Source organism: Salmonella bongori NCTC 12419 (assembly GCF_000252995.1).
In the GTDB taxonomy this organism is placed as follows: Bacteria; Pseudomonadota; Gammaproteobacteria; order Enterobacterales; family Enterobacteriaceae; genus Salmonella; species Salmonella bongori.
This window is the reverse complement of record NC_015761.1, coordinates 2,782,819-2,801,718: the sequence shown is the minus strand read 5'-3', so window position 1 is coordinate 2,801,718 and position 18,900 is coordinate 2,782,819. Positions and strand designations below refer to the sequence as shown.

Here is an 18,900-nt window from a genome sequence, read left to right as displayed (position 1 = left end):
TCTTAAAATAAATCTCATGAGCTTTATAACAAACATTTACAAGGTGAATTCCTCACTAATATATATAAAGGTAAGGCGATACATATCATTTGAATAAGTGCAATTTTCGTGAGGTGTATCAAATAAAAACACCTTAAAAAGGCATAGGGTATTTTTTTATTATGATGCTGGGGATAAACCTGTTGATATATCACTATTGGGGAAAGTCCAGGCAGGGAGAGGCCAGCGGCGGCGATGACTATCATTTGCTTTGTTGGCATTCATTAGACGTCGCGGCTGTGGGTTACTGGATGGTGAAAAATAATATTTATTTTATTGACCACTATCTGAAAAAATTAGGGCTTCAGGATAACGAACAGGCAGCGCAATTTTTTGCCTGGATTTTATGTTGGCATGATATTGGAAAATTTGCGCATTCCTTTCAGCAGCTTTACCGGCACGAGGATTTAAATATTTTTAATGAGCCTCCAGGACACTATGAGAAAATCCCACATACCACGCTGGGGTACTGGTTATGGAACACCTGGTTAAGTGAATGCCCCGAGTTATTCCCTCCTTCTTCGCTTTCAGTACGTAAAAGTAAACGTGTTATGACGCTTTGGATGCCTGTCACAACAGGTCATCATGGACGCCCTCCAGATGCAATTCCGGAAGTGGATCATTTTCGTCAGCAGGATAAAGATGCGGCAAGAGAGTTCCTTCTTAAAATAAAAGCGCTTTTCCCCTTAATTACCCTTCCTGAAGCCTGGGATGAAGATGAAGGTATTGCCCAATTTCAACAACTTTCCTGGTTTATTTCCGCTACGGTGGTATTGGCGGACTGGACAGGATCTGCCAGCCATTATTTTCCGCGGATGGCGGAAAAAATGCCGGTCGAGATGTACTGGCAACAGGCGCTCATTAAAGCGCGGAAGGCCATTACGCTTTTTCCCACTGCGGCGAATGTATCTGCCTTTACGGGTATAGAAACGCTTTTTCCTTTTATTCAGCATCCCACGCCGCTACAACAAAAAGCGCTAACGCTGGATATTCACGTGGATGGTGCCCAGCTCTTTATTCTGGAAGATGTCACCGGGGCCGGAAAAACAGAGGCGGCGCTTATCCTGGCCCATCGGCTGATGGCGGCAGGTAAAGCGCAAGGGCTCTATTTTGGGCTGCCGACAATGGCGACAGCCAACGCGATGTTTGAACGCATGGCAAATAGCTGGCTGGCGCTGTATCAGCCGGATTCTCGTCCCAGCCTGGTGCTGGCACATAGCGCACGTCATTTAATGGATCGTTTTAACCAGTCTATATGGTCGGCCAGTCTTTCCGGTACGGAAGAGCCTGATGACGCGTCGCCTTATAGCCAGGGCTGTGCCGCCTGGTTTACCGACAGCAATAAAAAAGCGCTGTTGGCGGAGGTTGGCGTGGGCACTTTGGATCAGGCGATGATGGCGGTAATGCCATTTAAACATAACAACCTACGGTTACTGGGGCTCAGCAATAAGATTTTACTGGCGGATGAGATCCATGCCTGTGATGCCTGGATGTCCCGGATACTGGAGGGACTCATTGAATGTCAGGCCAGTAATGGCAACGCCACGATTCTGTTATCCGCAACGCTATCTCAGCAGCAGCGAGATAAGCTGGTGGCGGCGTTTTCCCGTGGCGTGAAGCGCAGCGTGCAAGCGCCGCTGCTGGGGCATGATGATTACCCATGGCTGACTCAAGTAACACAAAATGAGCTCATTTCGCAGCATATTGACACACGCAAAGAGGTCGAGCGTAGCGTAAATATTGGCTGGCTGCACAGCGAAGCGTCGTGTCTTGAGTATATCGGGGAGGCGGTGAAAAAAGGAAGCTGTATCGCCTGGATACGTAACTCCGTTGATGATGCGATTCGTATCTATCGCCAACTTCTGTTGAGTAAAACCATCGCTGCGGAAAACCTTTTACTCTTCCATAGTCGCTTTGCTTTTCATGATCGTCAGCGGATTGAAATGCAGACGCTGGACCTCTTTGGTAAACAGAGCGGGGCGCAACGCGCAGGTAAAGTCATTATCGCCACTCAGGTCATCGAACAAAGTCTGGATATCGATTGCGATGAAATGATCTCTGATTTAGCGCCGGTAGATTTATTGATTCAGCGGGCTGGTCGGTTGCAGCGCCATCTCCGTGATCGTAGCGGGCTGGTGAAAACGAACGGGCTGGATGAGCGAGAGGTGCCAGTGCTGCGCATTCTCGCTCCGGAATGGGATGATGCGCCGCGAGAAAACTGGTTATCCAGCGCCATGCGCAACAGTGCCTACGTCTATCCCGATCATGGGCGGATGTGGCTGACACAGCGCATATTACGTGAACAGGGGGCCATTCGGATGCCGCAATCTGCCCGATTGTTAATTGAGTCGGTTTACGGCGATGATGTTGACATGCCGGCTGGATTTGCAAAAACCGAACAATTGCAGGAAGGCAAATTTTATTGCGACCGGGCATTTGCCGGCCAGATGTTGCTTAACTTTGCACCGGGGTATTGTGCCGAAATTAGCGACTTTCTGCCGGAGAAAATGTCAACGCGGCTGGCGGAAGAGTCCATTACGCTGTGGCTGGCGAAAGTGGTGGACGATGTGCTGATTCCTTATGCGCCAGGTGAACATCCGTGGGAGATGAGCGCTCTACGAGTGCGCAAGAGTTGGTGGGAAAAGCATAATGGTGAGTTTGAACGTTTAGAAGGCGAATCGTTTCACCGGTGGTGCGTTGAACAACATCAAAATAAGGATTTTGCCATTGTGATTGTGGTATCGGACTCAGCTGCATGCGGTTACTCAGCGACAGAAGGGCTGACCGGGAAGATGGAGGCGTAATAAGAGTCTATATGAAAAGTTTTTCGCTACTAACAAGTTGCTGGCTTCCCGTTCGTTTCAAAGACGGCTCGATGGGCAAGATGGCTCCCGTCGATCTGGCGGATGAAAACGTGGTGGACATCGCCGCAACGCGAGCTGATTTACAGGGCGCGGCCTGGCAGTTTCTGCTGGGTGTACTGCAATGCAGTATTGCGCCGAAGAATAGCGCTCGCTGGGAGGATATTTGGGAGGATGGGCTAACAGAACCAATGCTGCGTGAAGCACTAGCGCCGTTAGAGCATGCCTTTCAGTTTGGTGCGGAAACGCCATCTTTTATGCAGGATTTTGAGCCATTAACTGGCGAAAAGGTGTCGATTGCTTCGCTACTGCCGGAAACCCCCGGTGCGCAAACCACTAAATTTAATAAAGACCATTTTGTTAAACGTGGCGTAACGGAGCGGTTTTGTCCGCATTGCGCCGCGCTGGCGCTATTCTCGTTGCAGCTTAATGCCCCATCCGGTGGTAAAGGTTATCGCACCGGTTTGCGCGGCGGCGGGCCGATGACCACGTTGATTGAATTGCAGATGTATCAGGGCGAGCGGCAAACGCCATTGTGGAGAAAACTGTGGCTGAACGTCATGCCGCAGGATGCTGCCGATCTGCCGTTGCCTGCGGCCTGTGACGCCTCAGTTTTCCCGTGGCTTGCCGCAACGCGAACCAGTGAACAGGCAAGCGCGATTACGACGCCAGAGCATGTTAATAAGCTTCAGGCGTACTGGGGAATGCCGCGTCGTATCCGCCTTGATTTTACGACCACACAGTCAGGCGCCTGCGACATCTGCGGCACTAATAGTGATGATCTGCTTAGCGTTATGACGGTTAAGAACTATGGCGTTAATTATGATGGCTGGCGGCATCCACTGACGCCCTACCGTTTGCCGGTGAAAGAGGGGAGTGGATTCTTTTCGGTCAAACCTCAGCCTGGCGGGCTTATCTGGCGCGACTGGCTGGGGTTAAGTCAGGAAAACCAAACTGAAGCGAATAAAGAATACCCAGCGCAGGTTGTTAAAGTATTCAACGCGCGTCGTCTCAAGGGCGTCAAAGCGGGGCTATGGGGGTTTGGCGCGGATTTCGACAACATGAAAATTCGCTGCTGGTATGAACATCACTTTCCGTTACTAATGACGGAAGGTCTGATGCCAGATTTACGTAAAGCGACACAAACCGCCGCCCGCCTTCTCAGTCTGTTGCGCAGTGCGCTAAAAGAAGCGTGGTTTGCCAATGCAAAGGATGCGCGGGGTGATTTCAGTTTTATCGATATCGATTTCTGGAACCTGACACAGGGGGATTTTCTCAACCTGATTCGCGATCTTGAAAATGGCGGGGAGCCAGATGAACTTCTGACTAAATGGCGACGGGAACTCTGGTTATTTACCCGGCGCTACTTTGATGACCGCGTCTTTACCAATCCCTACGAGAGTAACGATCTGAAACGCATTATGACGGCGCGGAAAAAGTATTTTACGACATCGGCGGAAAAACAAAGCGCAAAAGCCGCCAGGGCAAAAAAGCAGGAGGCTGCTGAATGAATATAGTGAAGGACGATCATAAAGCCACGCTGCGACAGTGGCATGAAGAATTACAGGAAAAGCGCGGCGCGCGTGCCAGTCTGCGACGCAGCGTGACGGTGAATGACGTTTGTTTATCAGAAGGGTTCCGCTCCCTACTGATGCAGACCCATACGTTATGGAAAATCGAAGGGCAGGAGTGGCGTTTTACCGCGCTGGCGCTGACGGCGGCAGTGGCGGCGAATGTGAAAACCATTGATGAACGCCAGACGTTTGCCGCACAACTTGGACAAATGACGGGCAATAACCCAGTGATGTCAGAGCGGCGTTTTACCCGCCTGTCGACAGTTAAAACGTCCGACGAGCTATTACGTCAACTGCGACGCGCCGTGAAATTGTTAAATGGCGCGGTCAACCTGATTTCGCTGGCGGAGGATATTTTCCGTTGGTGTCAGGAACATGATGATTTGCTGAACCACCATCGCCGCCAGCAGCGGCCAACCGAATTTATCCGTATCCGCTGGGCGCTGGAATACTACCAGGCCGGCGACGCCGATAACGAAAAAGTTTAACAGGGACTCTCAAATGACAACGTTTATTCAACTCCATTTATTAACCGCCTATCCTGCTGCCAATCTTAACCGTGACGACACCGGTGCGCCAAAAACGGTAGTGCTTGGCGGTGCAACGCGTTTGCGTATTTCGTCACAGAGCCTGAAACGTGCCTGGCGCACCTCGGAACTGTTTGAGCAGGCGTTAGCCGGGAATATCGGTATTCGCAGCGGGCGCATTGCGCGCGAGGCGGCGCAAATCCTGATGGAAAGCGGTATTGATGCCAAAAAAGCGGTTGAGTATGTGGAAAAAATCGCCAGCTGTTTCGGTAAAGTAAAGGCCGATAAGAAAGCAAAAGATCCGTTAACGAATGCTGAAACCGAGCAACTGGTGCATATCAGTCCGGCTGAGTTCGAGGCGGTAAAGGCGCTGGCACATCGCCTGGCAGAAGAAAAACGCGCGCCGAAAGAAGAAGAGTTGGCCTTATTGCGCCACGATCGTATGGCCGTCGATATTGCGATGTTTGGTCGTATGCTGGCCAATAAACCAGACTTCAATGTTGAAGCCGCCTGCCAGGTCGCGCACGCGTTCGGCGTCAGCGAAACTATTGTTGAAGATGATTTTTTTACCGCTGTTGACGATCTGCGTGCTGCATCCGAAGATGCTGGTGCTGGGCACCTGGGCGAAACCGGCTTTGGTTCCGCGCTGTTTTACACCTATATCTGCATCGACAAAGATCTGCTGGTGAAAAACCTTAACGGTAATGAGGAACTGGCGAATAAAACGCTACGCGCCTTTACCGAAGCAGCGCTGAAGGTCTCTCCGACTGGCAAACAGAACAGCTTTGCCAGCCGTGCCTATGCTTCCTGGGCGCTGGCGGAGAAGGGGACTGAGCAACCGCGCTCCCTGGCAGCCGCATTTTATGAACCCATTAACGGCACCGATCAGTTGAATGTTGCCGTACAGCGCATTACATCGCTGCATAAAAATATGAACCAGGTTTATGACCAGCAGACTGATATAGCCAGTTTCGATGTTATGAATCAGCAGGGAAGCATGAAAGACGTGCTTGATTTCATCTGCGCGTAAGGGGCGGCTTATGAGCCAATATCTGGTTTTTCAGCTTCATGGGCCAATGGCTTCCTGGGGCGTGGATGCTCCCGGCGAAGTGCGTCATAGTCATGAGTTGCCCTCGCGCTCAGCTTTGTTGGGCCTCCTTGCGGCAGCGCTCGGCATTCGGCGTGATGAAGAGGAACGGCTAAACGCTTTCAATCGTCATTACCAATTTTTGCTGTGCGCCAGCGGCAACCCGCGCTGGGCGCGGGATTATCACACGGTGCAGATGCCGAAAGAGGTACGTAAGGCACGTTACTTCAGCCGTCGCGAAGAGTTACAGGATCCTGAGTTACTGAGCGCGCTGATTTCCCGACGCGACTACTACACCGACGCCTGGTGGATGATCGCTGTCAGCGCGACGCCGGACGCGCCTTACACGTTGGCGCAACTTCAGACGTCGTTACAACATCCTGTATTCCCGCTGTATCTGGGGCGCAAAAGTCACCCTCTGGCGTTGCCGCTTGCGCCGCAACTGCTGGAAGGACGCGCGGCGGATGTCCTGCGTGAAGCATATCGTCGGTATCAGGATCAATTCAATGCGCTGAAACTGACTCTCCCCAGATTACAGAATGAATGCTGGTGGGAAGGTGAACACGATGGCTTAACGGCGAACAAAATTTTACGTCGTCGCGATATGCCGTTGAGCCGCCAGCAATGGCTGTTCGGTGAACGTAGCGTGAATCAGGGGCCGTGGCTCCGCAAGGAGGACGCGTGTATCTCTCAAGAATAACGCTGCACACCAGCGAGCTTTCGCCTGCACAGCTCTTGCATCTGGTGGAGCGCGGCGAGTACGTGATGCACCAGTGGTTATGGGAGCTATTTCCCGGCGGCAAGGAACGGCAGTTTCTTTATCGCCGCGAAGAGTTACAGGGCGCGTTTCGCTTTTTTGTCCTCTCGCAGGAACAGCCTGCCGCCAGCGCGATTTTTGACGTGCAGACTCGCCCGTTTGTGCCAACGCTGAGCGCGGGGCAGACGCTGCGGTTTAACTTGCGCGCCAATCCGACGGTTTGCAAAAACGGTAAGCGTCACGATTTGCTGATGGAGGCGAAACGTCAGCGTAAAATGCAGGGCGATAGCCAGGATATCTGGCCTTATCAGCAGCAGGCAGCGCTGGCGTGGTTGGCGCGTCAGGGCGAACAGAATGGATTCTCCCTGCGCCAGGCGAGCGTTGAGGCTTATCGGCAGCAGCAGTTACGCCGCGAAAAATCCCGGCAGATGATTCAGTTTAGCAGCGTGGACTATACCGGCGTGCTGGTAATTACCGACCCAGTGCTGTTTCTGCAACGTCTGGCTCAGGGATACGGTAAAAGCCGGGCGTTTGGTTGCGGAATGATGATGATCAAACCCGGAGACGACGCGTGACGTTTGTACCGCTCAACCCGATCCCGTTAAAAGATCGTACCTCAATGATTTTCCTCCAGTACGGGCAGATTGACGTACTGGACGGGGCATTTGTATTGATCGATAAAACCGGGATTCGTACGCATATTCCAGTGGGGTCGGTCGCCTGCATTATGCTTGAACCGGGAACGCGAGTTTCACATGCTGCAGTACATCTGGCATCAACAGTCGGCACACTGTTGGTATGGGTAGGCGAAGCTGGCGTACGGGTTTATTCTTCCGGGCAGCCAGGCGGAGCGAGAGCGGATAAATTGCTCTATCAGGCAAAACTGGCGCTGGATGATGATTTACGCCTGAAGGTGGTGCGCAAAATGTATGAACTGCGTTTTCGTGAACCACCGCCAGCCCGTCGTTCCATTGAGCAATTACGTGGTATTGAAGGTAGCCGTGTGCGGGCAACTTATGCTTTGCTGGCAAAGCAGTATGGCGTTAAGTGGAATGGTCGTAACTATGATCCTAAAGACTGGGAAAAAGGTGATGTAGTAAATCGGTGTATCAGTGCAGCAACATCGTGTCTCTACGGTATTTCCGAGGCAGCGGTGCTGGCGGCGGGTTATGCGCCTGCAATTGGTTTTATTCATAGTGGGAAACCGCTGTCTTTTGTTTATGACATTGCCGACATCATTAAATTTGAATCTGTCGTGCCAAAGGCATTTGAGATTGCTGCTCGTCATCCGGCGGAGCCAGACAAAGAAGTGCGATTGGCCTGTCGGGATATTTTCCGAAGTACAAAGCTAACCGGGAGGCTCATCCCGCTGATCGAGAACGTGCTGGCCGCCGGAGAAATTGAACCGCCTCAACCCGCGCCGGATATGCTGCCGCCCGCGATACCGGAGCCGGAATCTCTGGGTGACAGTGGGCATCGGGGGCATAGTTAATGAGCATGATGGTGGTGGCAACTGAAAACGTACCGCCGCGTCTGCGAGGGCGGCTTGCCATATGGTTACTGGAGATTCGTGCGGGCGTTTATGTTGGCGATACCTCAAAACGCATTCGGGAGATGATCTGGCAACAGATAACACAATTGGGTGGAGAGGGAAACGTAGTAATGGCCTGGGCAACAAATACGGAGTCTGGTTTTGAATTTCAGACCTGGGGGGAAAACCGCCGTATTCCGGTAGATGTAGATGGGCTCAGGCTGGTTTCCTTTCTTCCTATTCAAAATCAATAAGTTGAAGGCTCTTTAATAATAAGGAATTGTTGCTTTAGCGTTGGTAGGTTGTTATTAAGCCAAAAAACGTTTTTAGAACAATTACATAGATTTAGAGTGTTCCCCGCGCCAGCGGGGATAAACCGAGACATCAGACCACCGCGAGCCAGGAACACGGGTGTTCCCCGCGCCAGCGGGGATAAACCCGGGTATACGTTACACCGGGCAAATGTGGTACAGTGTTCCCCGCGCCAGCGGGGATAAACCGGGGGGATGGAGGTGCTAGACCCACAGTTTTAGGTGTTCCCCGCGCCAGCGGGGATAAACCGTTGGGCGACTCCAACGTTATAAAAATCAAAAAGTGTTCCCCGCGCCAGCGGGGATAAACCGAATAATAGATTTATTAAGTGCGGGAGAAATTAGTGTTCCCCGCGCCAGCGGGGATAAACCGTAATTCCTGTTTCCGTCATTAGCTGGCATAGAGTGTTCCCCGCGCCAGCGGGGATAAACCGCATATAGTCATCTTACGCTAACAACTTGTTAAGTGTTCCCCGCGCCAGCGGGGATAAACCGGATATATTCAGCGATATACTAACGGAATTAATGTGTTCCCCGCGCCAGCGGGGATAAACCGCGTTTCTCAATGGTGGGATGGCGCAAATGAACGTGTTCCCCGCGCCAGCGGGGATAAACCGCGGCAAACAAAATAGCGATTCACGGTAATACGGTGTTCCCCGCGCCAGCGGGGATAAACCGGGAGTTGCAGCTACAATTGTTGGTAGCAAGGAGTGTTCCCCGCGCCAGCGGGGATAAACCGGACATAACCGGGTTTTGCCGACACAAGGGGTTGTGTTCCCCGCGCCAGCGGGGATAAACCGTTACGCTGTGTAAAATACGGGGTGCATTCTAGGTGTTCCCCGCGGCAGCGGGGATAAACCGTACAGGTTGCCATCGGCCCCCATTCCAGCCAAGTGTTCCCCGCGCCAGCGGGGATAAACCGGAATCCAGTTGCCGTTTAAATCAATTCGCGCCGTGTTCCCCGCGCCAGCGGGGATAAACCGCACTACCCGTCTGAGGCCTGGACGATTATCCAGTGTTCCCCGCGCCAGCGGGGATAAACCGAATTCAATACGGAGGGGTGTCAATGGATATCAGTGTTCCCCGCGCCAGCGGGGATAAACCGCGTATGGAGAGATTGGCAAAGATTTAGGGTAGGTGTTCCCCGCGCCAGAGGGGATAAACCGGTCAGAATGACGAATTTCCCTGAATTATCAGAGTGTTCCCCGCGCCAGCGGGGATAAACCGCAATGACCTCCCACCATAGTACCAATACCAGCGTGTTCCCCGCGCCAGCGGGGCTTTTACTGGATGTTCTGACACGTGGAGTGGTGAAATTGACTATCTGTCAATAAGACAACACGATGGACCATAATCATGGCTGCCGTCCGTATTGCTGAAATATCTCTTTATATACTGCGGGGCGCAGATACGTCCCGCGCCAGTATGACTATTTGGGTTGGATGGGCGCCGCCTTTGCCAACTCTTTTACCAGTGGCAGCATTATCCGCACCACGTCGCGGCTACGGCGCTCAATTCGCCCAGGTAAGGCTTTATCGATATGCTGTTGATTATCCAGCCGTACATTGTGCCAGCTATTGCCATCCGGAAAAGAGGCATTTTTCGCTCTTTGCTGGTATCCATCTTTTTTACCCAGACTCCAGTTCGTCGCTTCAACGGAAAGCACAGAAATCCCGGCGTCATCGAAAACTTCCGCATCATTACAGCAGCCAGTTCCTTTAGGATACGCCGGATTGAGTCCCGGATTCGTGCTGGCGGCGATACCATGTTGACGCGCGATGGCTAATGCCCGATCCCGGGTCAGCGTACGCACCGCTTCCGGTGTGTTTTTCCCGCTATTAAAATAGAGCTTGTCGCCAACAACCAGATTATCGAGATTAATCACCAGTAGCGTATTTTTCTTCTCGGTGGCACTCATTCTTTGGAGTACGTTTTCCGCGCCCAGTTTTCCCTCTTCTTCTCCGCTGGTCGCGATAAAACGAATTCCATAATGCGTCGGTATATCTTTCAGACGCGCCGCCAGTTCCAGCATAACGCCTAATCCCACGGCATCGTCATCTATTCCTTGTAACGTTAAACCGCCCAGATTGGCATCGACATCAGCGTCGCTCTGCGGAGCGTAGGTGTCCAGATGCGCCATAATAATGATCTGTTGCGGCACGTTCCCTTCATGCGCGGCGATAACCGTACTGCCCGTCACGTTGTGCCAGTTTTTACGATTATCCTTCGTGGTATAAATAAATCGGCTATTAAATGTTCGAATATCGCTTTGATAGCCCATTTGGGAAAATTGTTGGCGTAAATAGTCGGCAGATAGCATCTCGGCGGGTGAACCGGTCATTCTTCCGGGAAAAAAGGTGGCGATATGTCGTGCCTGAATGTTCGCCATTTCACCGGGTTTGGGGGATGCCGCCAGAGCCGGGAGAACAGCGCTTACGCCGAGCGCCAGAATAGCGGTAAAGCGGCGCGTTGCGGAAAACATAATGAGTCCTTAATACAGCACAAAATTTTACCCGGTTAGTATGAAACCGCGATTGTACTAACACAATTTCATTTGCTCCTAAATACCCGAAAAGTAGATAGGTTAAGCACTTTTTGATATTGGCTTTTTTGGCCTCGTTATTCCTTTGAGGAACTACTCATTCCAATTCGTCATTTCATTCGCTCCCCTGCGCTCCCTATAGTCGTTTAATCGAAATGTTTAGCGAAAAAGCGGTATTGCAAAGGAACGGTTATGGATCAAAAACGACTTACTCACCTGCGGCAACTGGAGGCGGAAAGCATCCACATTATCCGTGAAGTAGCGGCGGAATTCGCCAATCCGGTCATGCTGTACTCTATAGGTAAGGATTCCAGCGTTATGCTGCATCTGGCACGCAAGGCGTTTTATCCGGGGTCGTTGCCTTTCCCGTTACTGCACGTTGATACCGGCTGGAAATTTCGTGAGATGTACGCTTTTCGCGACCGTACCGCGAAGGCTTATGGCTGCGAGCTACTGGTACATAAAAATCCGGAAGGGGTCGCGATGGGCATCAACCCGTTCGTTCATGGTAGTGCTAAACATACCGACATTATGAAAACCGAAGGGTTAAAGCAGGCGCTGAATAAATACGGTTTTGACGCCGCGTTTGGCGGCGCCCGGCGCGATGAGGAAAAATCCCGCGCGAAAGAGCGCATCTACTCCTTTCGTGATCGCTTCCATCGCTGGGACCCGAAAAACCAGCGTCCTGAACTGTGGCGCAACTATAACGGTCTGATTAACAAAGGCGAAAGCATACGCGTCTTTCCTCTCTCTAACTGGACGGAACAGGATATCTGGCAATACATCTGGCTGGAAAACATTGACATCGTGCCGCTGTATCTGGCTGCTGAACGTCCGGTTCTGGAACGTGACGGCATGTTAATAATGGTGGATGACGACCGTATCGATCTTCAGCCTGGCGAGGTTATCCAAAAAAGAATGGTGCGCTTTCGTACGCTCGGCTGCTGGCCGCTCACCGGCGCGGTAGAATCCCACGCGCAAACGCTGCCGGAGATTATTGAAGAGATGCTGGTGTCAACGACCAGCGAGCGCCAGGGTCGGGTGATTGACCGCGATCAGGCGGGCTCTATGGAGCTCAAAAAACGTCAGGGATATTTCTAAGGAGCCGCCATGAACACTACACTTGCACAACAAATCGCCGATGAAGGCGGCGTCGAAGCCTGGATGATTGCTCAGCAGCATAAAAGCCTGCTGCGCTTTTTAACCTGCGGCAGCGTTGATGATGGTAAAAGTACGTTGATAGGCCGTTTATTGCATGATACCCGGCAAATTTACGAAGATCAGCTCTCTTCGCTGCATAATGATAGTAAACGCCATGGCACACAAGGCGAAAAACTCGATCTGGCGTTGCTGGTCGACGGTCTGCAGGCTGAGCGTGAGCAGGGCATTACTATTGATGTGGCGTACCGCTATTTCTCCACTGAAAAACGAAAATTTATTATTGCCGACACGCCAGGGCATGAACAATATACCCGTAATATGGCGACGGGGGCGTCCACCTGCGATCTGGCGATCCTGCTGATAGACGCGCGTAAGGGCGTGCTGGATCAGACGCGTCGCCACAGTTTTATCTCCACGCTACTGGGAATTAAACACCTGGTGGTGGCAATCAACAAAATGGATCTCGTAGACTACCGCGAAGAGGCCTTTGCGCGGATTCGCGAAGACTATCTTACCTTTGCAGAACAGCTGCCGGGCAATCTGGACATTCGCTTTGTACCGCTTTCTGCGCTGGAAGGGGATAATATCGCCGTACAAAGTGCGGCTATGCGCTGGTACAGCGGTCCGACGCTACTGGAAGTCCTGGAAACGGTGGACATACAGCGTGTGGCAGACCGCCAGCCGATGCGTTTTCCGGTGCAATATGTCAATCGTCCGAACCTCGACTTTCGGGGGTATGCCGGTACGCTGGCGTCCGGCTGCGTCAGGGTAGGGCAACGCATCAAAGTGCTGCCGTCCGGCGTGGTGTCTAGCGTGGCGCGTATCGTCACCTTTGACGGCGATAAAGACGACGCGTATGCGGGCGAAGCCATCACCCTGGTACTTAACAACGAAATTGATATCAGCCGTGGCGATCTGCTGTTGGCGGCAACCGAGACACTAACTCCTGTGCAGCGCGCGGCGATTGACGTGGTGTGGATGGCGGAACAGCCGTTGACGCCAGGCCAAAGTTACGACGTTAAACTCGCCGGCAAGAAGACCCGCGCGCGTATCGATAATATCCGCTATCAAATCGATATCAATCATCTAACCCAACGGGATGTTGAGAGCCTGCCGTTGAATGGGATTGGTCTGGTAGAGATGACATTCGATGAACCGCTCGCGCTGGACGTTTATCAGCAGAACCCGGTGACGGGGGGGCTCATTTTTATCGACCGACTCTCTAACGTCACCGTGGGCGCAGGCATGGTGCGGGAAGCCGTCGAGGGCAACGTTACGCCGCCAGAGAAGTATAGCGCGTTTGAGCTGGAGCTGAATGCGCTGGTACGCCGCTATTTCCCGCACTGGGATGCCCGCGATTTGTCGGGAGATAAGCATGGCGCAGCATGATGAGAACGTCGTCTGGCACTCCCATCCGGTTACTGTGGCTGCCCGTGAAAAGCTTCACGGCCACCGTGGCGTGGTGCTGTGGTTTACCGGGCTATCCGGTTCGGGAAAATCGACCGTTGCCGGCGCGCTGGAAGAAGCGTTACATCAACGTGGCGTCAGTACCTACCTGTTGGATGGCGACAATGTGCGCCACGGCTTGTGTCGTGATTTAGGCTTTAGCGATGCCGATCGTAAAGAGAATGTCCGGCGGGTGGGAGAAGTGGCCAGTCTGATGGCGGATGCCGGGCTGATTGTACTGACGGCGTTTATTTCTCCCCACCGCGCCGAGCGGCAGCTGGTGCAGGAACGCGTCGGCAACGATCGTTTTATCGAAATTTATGTCGATACGCCGCTGGCGATCTGTGAACAGCGCGATCCTAAAGGGCTGTATAAGAAAGCGAGAGCAGGCGAATTGCGTCACTTTACCGGCATCGATGCCATTTACGAAGCGCCTGAATCGCCACAGATCCACCTGAATGGTGAACAATTAGTAACAAATTTGGTTTCCCAATTATTAGATCTGCTGAGACAGCGCGATATTATCAGATCCTAAGACATCACCGGGCTTGTATGCCCGGTATGGTCCAGGTTACAGGATTTGATATGCGTAATAGCCATAACATTACTTTCACAAGGTCAGACGCTTTCATCGTCGACGACGACGCTACCAGTTCATTACCGGGGGCGGTGGTCGGCTTTGTGTCATGGCTACTGGCGTTGGGGATCCCCTTTCTGCTTTATGGCCCTAACACGCTATTTTTCTTCCTCTATACCTGGCCCTTTTTCCTTGCCTTAATGCCGGTATCGGTGATTATCGGTATTGCGTTACATCTACTGGTAAAAGGCAAATTACTTTTTAGTATGATGTTTACTCTGGTGGCAGTAGGCGCGTTGTTCGGCGTGTTATTTATATGGCTATTAGGGTAGGGCGGTTATCGCCGCGTCTCCGCGCATAATTCAAACCGTAACCAACAATGAGATTATGTTCTCCTTACTCGGGTATACGTTACACCGGGCAAATGTGGTACATTTGCCGCCGTTGTCGCGGCAATCCCGGCCTCAATGTGGCGTCACAGAGGACGTTATGGGATGATGATGCCGCTTTTCAGGGGGCAGGATGGGTAAACTAACGCTGCTGTTGCTGACTTTACTGGTCTGGCTACAGTATTCGCTGTGGTTCGGTAAGAACGGCATACATGACTATAGCCGCGTCAACGATGATGTGGTCGCGCAGCAGGCGACAAACGCCAAACTTAAAGCGCGTAACGATCAACTTTTTGCCGAAATTGACGATCTCAATGGCGGGCAGGAGGCGATTGAAGAGCGCGCGCGTAACGAACTTAGTATGACCAAACCCGGCGAAACCTTCTATCGTCTGGTGCCCGACGCCTCTAAACGCGCACAAACGGCGGGGCAAAATAATCGATAAACCACCCAGGGATTTGACATGGCAGCCACTTTATTGGACGTTTGCGCCGTGGTGCCGGCTGCCGGCTTTGGCCGCCGAATGCAAACAGAATGTCCTAAACAGTATCTCTCAATCGGTAATAAAACCATTCTGGAGCACTCGGTTCATGCGCTGTTGGCGCATCCCCGGGTGACACGCGTTGTGATCGCCATCAGTCCCGGCGATACTCGGTTTGCTCAACTTCCACTGGCGAATCATCCGCAAATCACGGTAGTGGATGGCGGCAATGAGCGTGCTGATTCCGTTCTGGCCGGTTTACAGGCCGTCGCAGAGGCGCAGTGGGTGTTGGTGCATGACGCCGCAAGACCCTGTTTACATCAGGATGATTTGTCGCGGCTGCTGGCTATCAGCGCAAACAACCGGGTCGGCGGCATTCTCGCAAGCCCGGTACGCGACACCATGAAACGCGGAGAACCAGGGAAAAGCGTCATTGCCCATACCGTAGAGCGCGGCGACTTATGGCATGCGCTCACGCCGCAGTTTTTCCCTCGCGAGCTTTTGCACGACTGTCTGACCCGAGCGCTGAATGAAGGCGCGACCATTACCGATGAGGCATCAGCGCTGGAATATTGCGGTTTTCACCCCGCATTGATTGAAGGCCGCGCGGATAACATCAAGGTCACCCGTCCGGAAGATCTGGCTCTGGCGGAATTTTATCTGACCCGAACCATCCACCAGGAGAAAGCATAATGCGAATTGGACACGGTTTTGACGTACACGCTTTTGGCGGAGAAGGTCCCGTTATTATTGGCGGGGTACGCATCCCGTATGAAAAAGGGTTACTGGCGCATTCAGACGGCGACGTGGCGCTACATGCGTTGACCGATGCGCTGCTGGGTGCCGCGGCGCTCGGCGATATCGGTAAACTCTTTCCGGATACCGATCCGGCCTTTAAGGGAGCCGATAGTCGCGAACTGCTGCGCGAAGCCTGGCGCCGTATTCAGGCAAAGGGATATACCCTCGGTAATGTGGATGTCACCATTATTGCGCAGGCGCCGAAAATGCTGCCGCATATCCCACAAATGCGTGTATTTATCGCAGAAGATCTCGGCTGCCATATGGATGATGTTAACGTGAAGGCGACGACGACGGAAAAACTCGGCTTTACCGGGCGCGGCGAAGGAATTGCCTGTGAAGCGGTCGCGCTGCTGATGAAGGCAGCGAAATGACAGAGTTTGATAATCTCACCTGGCTGCACGGAAAACCACAAGGTAGCGGATTGCTAAAAGCCAATCCGGAAGATTTTGTGGTGGTTGAAGATCTGGGCTTCACGCCGGATGGTGAAGGCGAGCATATTCTGGTGCGTATTTTGAAAAACGGCTGCAATACCCGTTTTGTCGCAGACGCGCTGGCAAAGTTTCTGAAAATACATGCTCGCGAAATCAGTTTCGCCGGGCAAAAAGATAAACACGCGGTTACCGAGCAGTGGCTGTGCGCGCGCGTGCCGGGTAAAGAGATGCCCGATTTTAGCGCGTTTCAACTGGAAGGTTGCAAAGTGCTGGAATACGCGCGTCACAAGCGTAAGCTGCGTTTAGGCGCACTGAAAGGCAACGCCTTTACGCTGGTGTTGCGCGAAATAAGCGATCGCCGCGATGTCGAAACACGATTGCAGGCAATTCGCGACGGCGGCGTGCCGAATTATTTTGGTGCGCAGCGTTTCGGCATTGGCGGTAACAACCTGCAGGGTGCGCTGCGCTGGGCGCAAAGTGACGCGCCGGTGCGCGATCGCAATAAACGCAGTTTTTGGTTGTCGGCGGCGCGTAGCGCGTTGTTTAATCAAATTGTTCACCAGCGGCTGACAAAACCAGACTTTAATCAAGTTGTTGACGGCGATGCGCTACAATTAGCCGGGCGTGGAAGTTGGTTTGTCGCGACATCTGAAGAGCTGCCTGAATTGCAGCGCCGGGTAGACGAAAAAGCGCTGATGATTACGGCGTCGCTACCTGGCAGTGGAGAGTGGGGAACACAGCGGGAGGCGCTGGCGTTTGAGCAGGACGCTATTGCTCAGGAAACTGTGCTGCAATCGCTGCTGTTGCGCGAAAAAGTTGAGGCGTCGCGCAGAGCGATGCTGCTTTATCCGCAACAATTGAGCTGGAACTGGTGGGATGACGTTACCGTTGAGTTACGTTTCTGGTTGCCCGCAGGCAGCTTTGCCACCAGCGTAGTAAGGGAATTGATCAACACAGTGGGTGATTATGCGCATATTGCTGAGTAACGATGACGGGGTTCACGCGCCCGGTATACAAACGCTGGCGAAAGCGCTGCGTGAGTTTGCTGATGTACAGGTCGTAGCCCCGGATCGTAACCGCAGCGGCGCGTCTAATTCCCTGACACTGGAATCTTCGCTTCGTACTTTTACCTTTGATAATGGCGATATCGCGGTACAGATGGGGACGCCGACCGATTGTGTCTATCTGGGCGTTAATGCCTTAATGCGTCCGCGTCCGGATATTGTCGTTTCCGGTATTAACGCGGGTCCCAATCTGGGCGATGATGTGATCTATTCCGGCACGGTGGCCGCGGCGATGGAAGGCCGTCATCTGGGCTTTCCGGCGTTAGCGGTCTCCCTTAATGGCTATCAGCATTATGATACGGCGGCGGTCGTGACTTGTGCGCTTTTGCGAGGATTAAGCCGGGAGCCGTTGCGTACCGGGCGCATTCTCAACGTGAATGTCCCGGATCTGCCGCTGGCGCAGATTAAAGGCATTCGCGTGACCCGTTGCGGTAGCCGGCATCCGGCGGATAAAGTGATCCCGCAGGAAGATCCGCGCGGTAATACTCTGTACTGGATTGGTCCGCCGGGCGATAAATACGACGCCGGACCGGATACCGATTTCGCGGCGGTGGATGAAGGCTATGTCTCCGTTACGCCGTTGCATGTAGATTTAACCGCGCACAGTGCGCATGATGTGGTTGCAGACTGGTTAGACAGCGTGGGAGTTGGCACGCAATGGTAAGTGGACGTGTACAGGCTCTTCTTGAACAATTACGTGCGCAGGGCATCAGAGATGAGCTGGTGCTGGACGCGCTTGCCGCGGTGCCGCGCGAGAAATTTATTGATGAAGCGTTTGAACATAAAGCCTGGGAAAATATCGCTTTGCCGATAGGTCAGGGGCAGACGATTTCGCAGCCCTATATGGTAGCGCGAATGACGGAACTGCTTGAACTGACGCCGCAATCCCGGGTGCTGGAAATTGGCACTGGTTCCGGCTACCAGACGGCGATTCTGGCGCATCTGGTGCATCATGTTTGTTCAGTTGAACGGATTAAAGGGCTGCAATGGCAGGCGCGTCGCCGCCTGAAACAACTCGATTTACATAATGTTTCTACCCGTCACGGCGATGGCTGGCAAGGCTGGCAGGCGCGTGCGCCGTTTGATGCCATTATCGTGACGGCCGCGCCGCCGGAGATTCCTGCCGCGCTCATGGCGCAGTTAGATGAAGGCGGCATTCTTGTTCTGCCCGTGGGCGATGAGCAGCAGTTTTTGAAACGCGTGCGTCGCCGGGGCGGCGAATTTATTATTGATACCGTGGAGGCCGTTCGCTTCGTCCCGCTAATCAAGGGGGAGCTGGCCTAGTTTGCCCTGCAAACATCCACACTTACGCCTGATGTCG

The 18,900-nt window shown here is 52.9% G+C and carries 19 protein-coding genes and 1 CRISPR repeat array; of the genes, 18 read left to right on the top strand and 1 reads right to left on the bottom strand.

Going from position 1 to position 18,900, the window contains the following annotated elements:
- Window positions 1-164: 164 nt before the first annotated feature.
- The 8 genes from SBG_RS13180 to cas2e are packed head-to-tail and all read left to right on the top strand — an operon-like array spanning window position 165 to window position 8,630.
- Window positions 165-2,843: a CRISPR-associated helicase/endonuclease Cas3 gene (locus SBG_RS13180; protein WP_015702988.1), complete on the top strand. Its 2,679-nt coding sequence runs from the start codon at window positions 165-167 to the stop codon at window positions 2,841-2,843.
- An 11-nt stretch (window positions 2,844-2,854) separates the two neighbouring features.
- Window positions 2,855-4,411: a type I-E CRISPR-associated protein Cse1/CasA gene (casA, locus tag SBG_RS13175; RefSeq protein WP_000834842.1), complete on the top strand. Its 1,557-nt coding sequence runs from the start codon at window positions 2,855-2,857 to the stop codon at window positions 4,409-4,411.
- Window positions 4,408-4,962 carry a type I-E CRISPR-associated protein Cse2/CasB gene (gene casB / locus SBG_RS13170; protein ID WP_001028359.1) on the top strand — a complete coding sequence of 185 codons (555 nt, stop codon included), beginning with the start codon at window positions 4,408-4,410 and terminating at the stop codon, window positions 4,960-4,962. Before casA ends, casB begins: the two co-directional genes overlap by 4 nt.
- A 13-nt stretch (window positions 4,963-4,975) precedes the next feature.
- Window positions 4,976-6,031 carry a type I-E CRISPR-associated protein Cas7/Cse4/CasC gene (gene cas7e, locus SBG_RS13165; RefSeq protein WP_000206422.1) on the top strand — a complete coding sequence of 352 codons (1,056 nt, stop codon included), beginning with the start codon at window positions 4,976-4,978 and terminating at the stop codon, window positions 6,029-6,031.
- Between the two features lie 10 nt (window positions 6,032-6,041).
- Window positions 6,042-6,788, top strand: a complete 747-nt coding sequence (gene cas5e, locus SBG_RS13160) for a type I-E CRISPR-associated protein Cas5/CasD (protein WP_000085113.1) — start codon at window positions 6,042-6,044, stop codon at window positions 6,786-6,788.
- Complete coding sequence (gene cas6e / locus SBG_RS13155; RefSeq protein WP_000281488.1) at window positions 6,770-7,420, top strand: type I-E CRISPR-associated protein Cas6/Cse3/CasE; 651 nt, start codon at window positions 6,770-6,772, stop codon at window positions 7,418-7,420. Before cas5e ends, cas6e begins: the two co-directional genes overlap by 19 nt.
- Window positions 7,417-8,337 carry a type I-E CRISPR-associated endonuclease Cas1e gene (gene cas1e, locus SBG_RS13150; RefSeq protein ID WP_000144829.1) on the top strand — a complete coding sequence of 307 codons (921 nt, stop codon included), beginning with the start codon at window positions 7,417-7,419 and terminating at the stop codon, window positions 8,335-8,337. Before cas6e ends, cas1e begins: the two co-directional genes overlap by 4 nt.
- Window positions 8,337-8,630 (top strand): type I-E CRISPR-associated endoribonuclease Cas2e, encoded by a 294-nt coding sequence (gene cas2e / locus SBG_RS13145; RefSeq protein ID WP_000062296.1) that lies wholly within the window; start codon window positions 8,337-8,339, stop codon window positions 8,628-8,630. Before cas1e ends, cas2e begins: the two co-directional genes overlap by 1 nt.
- Window positions 8,631-8,726: 96 nt before the next feature.
- Window positions 8,727-9,914: a CRISPR direct-repeat array (repeat unit 29 nt; unit sequence GTGTTCCCCGCGCCAGCGGGGATAAACCG).
- Between the two features lie 202 nt (window positions 9,915-10,116).
- Here the strand turns inward: cas2e and SBG_RS13140 are convergent.
- Complete coding sequence (locus SBG_RS13140) at window positions 10,117-11,169, bottom strand: aminopeptidase (protein ID WP_000490491.1); 1,053 nt, start codon at window positions 11,167-11,169, stop codon at window positions 10,117-10,119.
- Window positions 11,170-11,421: 252 nt separating this feature from the next.
- On the opposite strand from SBG_RS13140, the gene cysD reads away from it, so the two are divergent.
- The 10 genes from cysD (at window position 11,422) to SBG_RS13090 (ending at window position 18,863) form a co-directional block, all read left to right on the top strand.
- A complete protein-coding gene (gene cysD, locus SBG_RS13135; protein WP_000372380.1) occupies window positions 11,422-12,330 on the top strand; it encodes a sulfate adenylyltransferase subunit CysD in 909 nt (302 codons plus the stop codon).
- A 9-nt stretch (window positions 12,331-12,339) separates the two neighbouring features.
- Window positions 12,340-13,779: a sulfate adenylyltransferase subunit CysN gene (gene cysN / locus SBG_RS13130; protein WP_001098366.1), complete on the top strand. Its 1,440-nt coding sequence runs from the start codon at window positions 12,340-12,342 to the stop codon at window positions 13,777-13,779.
- Window positions 13,766-14,371 carry an adenylyl-sulfate kinase gene (cysC, locus tag SBG_RS13125; RefSeq protein WP_000046974.1) on the top strand — a complete coding sequence of 202 codons (606 nt, stop codon included), beginning with the start codon at window positions 13,766-13,768 and terminating at the stop codon, window positions 14,369-14,371. The genes cysN and cysC overlap by 14 nt, the downstream gene beginning before the upstream one ends.
- 50 nt (window positions 14,372-14,421) lie before the next feature.
- Complete coding sequence (locus SBG_RS13120) at window positions 14,422-14,745, top strand: DUF3561 family protein (protein WP_020845101.1); 324 nt, start codon at window positions 14,422-14,424, stop codon at window positions 14,743-14,745.
- A 190-nt stretch (window positions 14,746-14,935) separates the two neighbouring features.
- On the top strand, window positions 14,936-15,247 hold the full coding sequence (ftsB, locus tag SBG_RS13115) for a cell division protein FtsB (RefSeq protein ID WP_000517485.1): 312 nt from the start codon (window positions 14,936-14,938) through the stop codon (window positions 15,245-15,247).
- 18 nt (window positions 15,248-15,265) lie between these two features.
- Window positions 15,266-15,976 carry a 2-C-methyl-D-erythritol 4-phosphate cytidylyltransferase gene (gene ispD, locus SBG_RS13110; protein ID WP_000741654.1) on the top strand — a complete coding sequence of 237 codons (711 nt, stop codon included), beginning with the start codon at window positions 15,266-15,268 and terminating at the stop codon, window positions 15,974-15,976.
- A complete protein-coding gene (ispF, locus tag SBG_RS13105; protein ID WP_001219254.1) occupies window positions 15,976-16,455 on the top strand; it encodes a 2-C-methyl-D-erythritol 2,4-cyclodiphosphate synthase in 480 nt (159 codons plus the stop codon). The genes ispD and ispF overlap by 1 nt, the downstream gene beginning before the upstream one ends.
- Window positions 16,452-17,501, top strand: coding sequence for a tRNA pseudouridine(13) synthase TruD (gene truD, locus SBG_RS13100; protein WP_000134254.1), 1,050 nt, complete (start codon window positions 16,452-16,454; stop codon window positions 17,499-17,501). Before ispF ends, truD begins: the two co-directional genes overlap by 4 nt.
- Window positions 17,482-18,243 (top strand): 5'/3'-nucleotidase SurE, encoded by a 762-nt coding sequence (gene surE / locus SBG_RS13095; RefSeq protein WP_001221542.1) that lies wholly within the window; start codon window positions 17,482-17,484, stop codon window positions 18,241-18,243. The genes truD and surE overlap by 20 nt, the downstream gene beginning before the upstream one ends.
- The gene (locus SBG_RS13090; RefSeq protein ID WP_000253541.1) at window positions 18,237-18,863 is read left to right on the top strand and encodes a protein-L-isoaspartate(D-aspartate) O-methyltransferase; all 627 of its coding nucleotides are present in this window, start codon (window positions 18,237-18,239) and stop codon (window positions 18,861-18,863) included. The genes surE and SBG_RS13090 overlap by 7 nt, the downstream gene beginning before the upstream one ends.
- The last annotated feature ends 37 nt before the right edge of the window (window positions 18,864-18,900 follow it).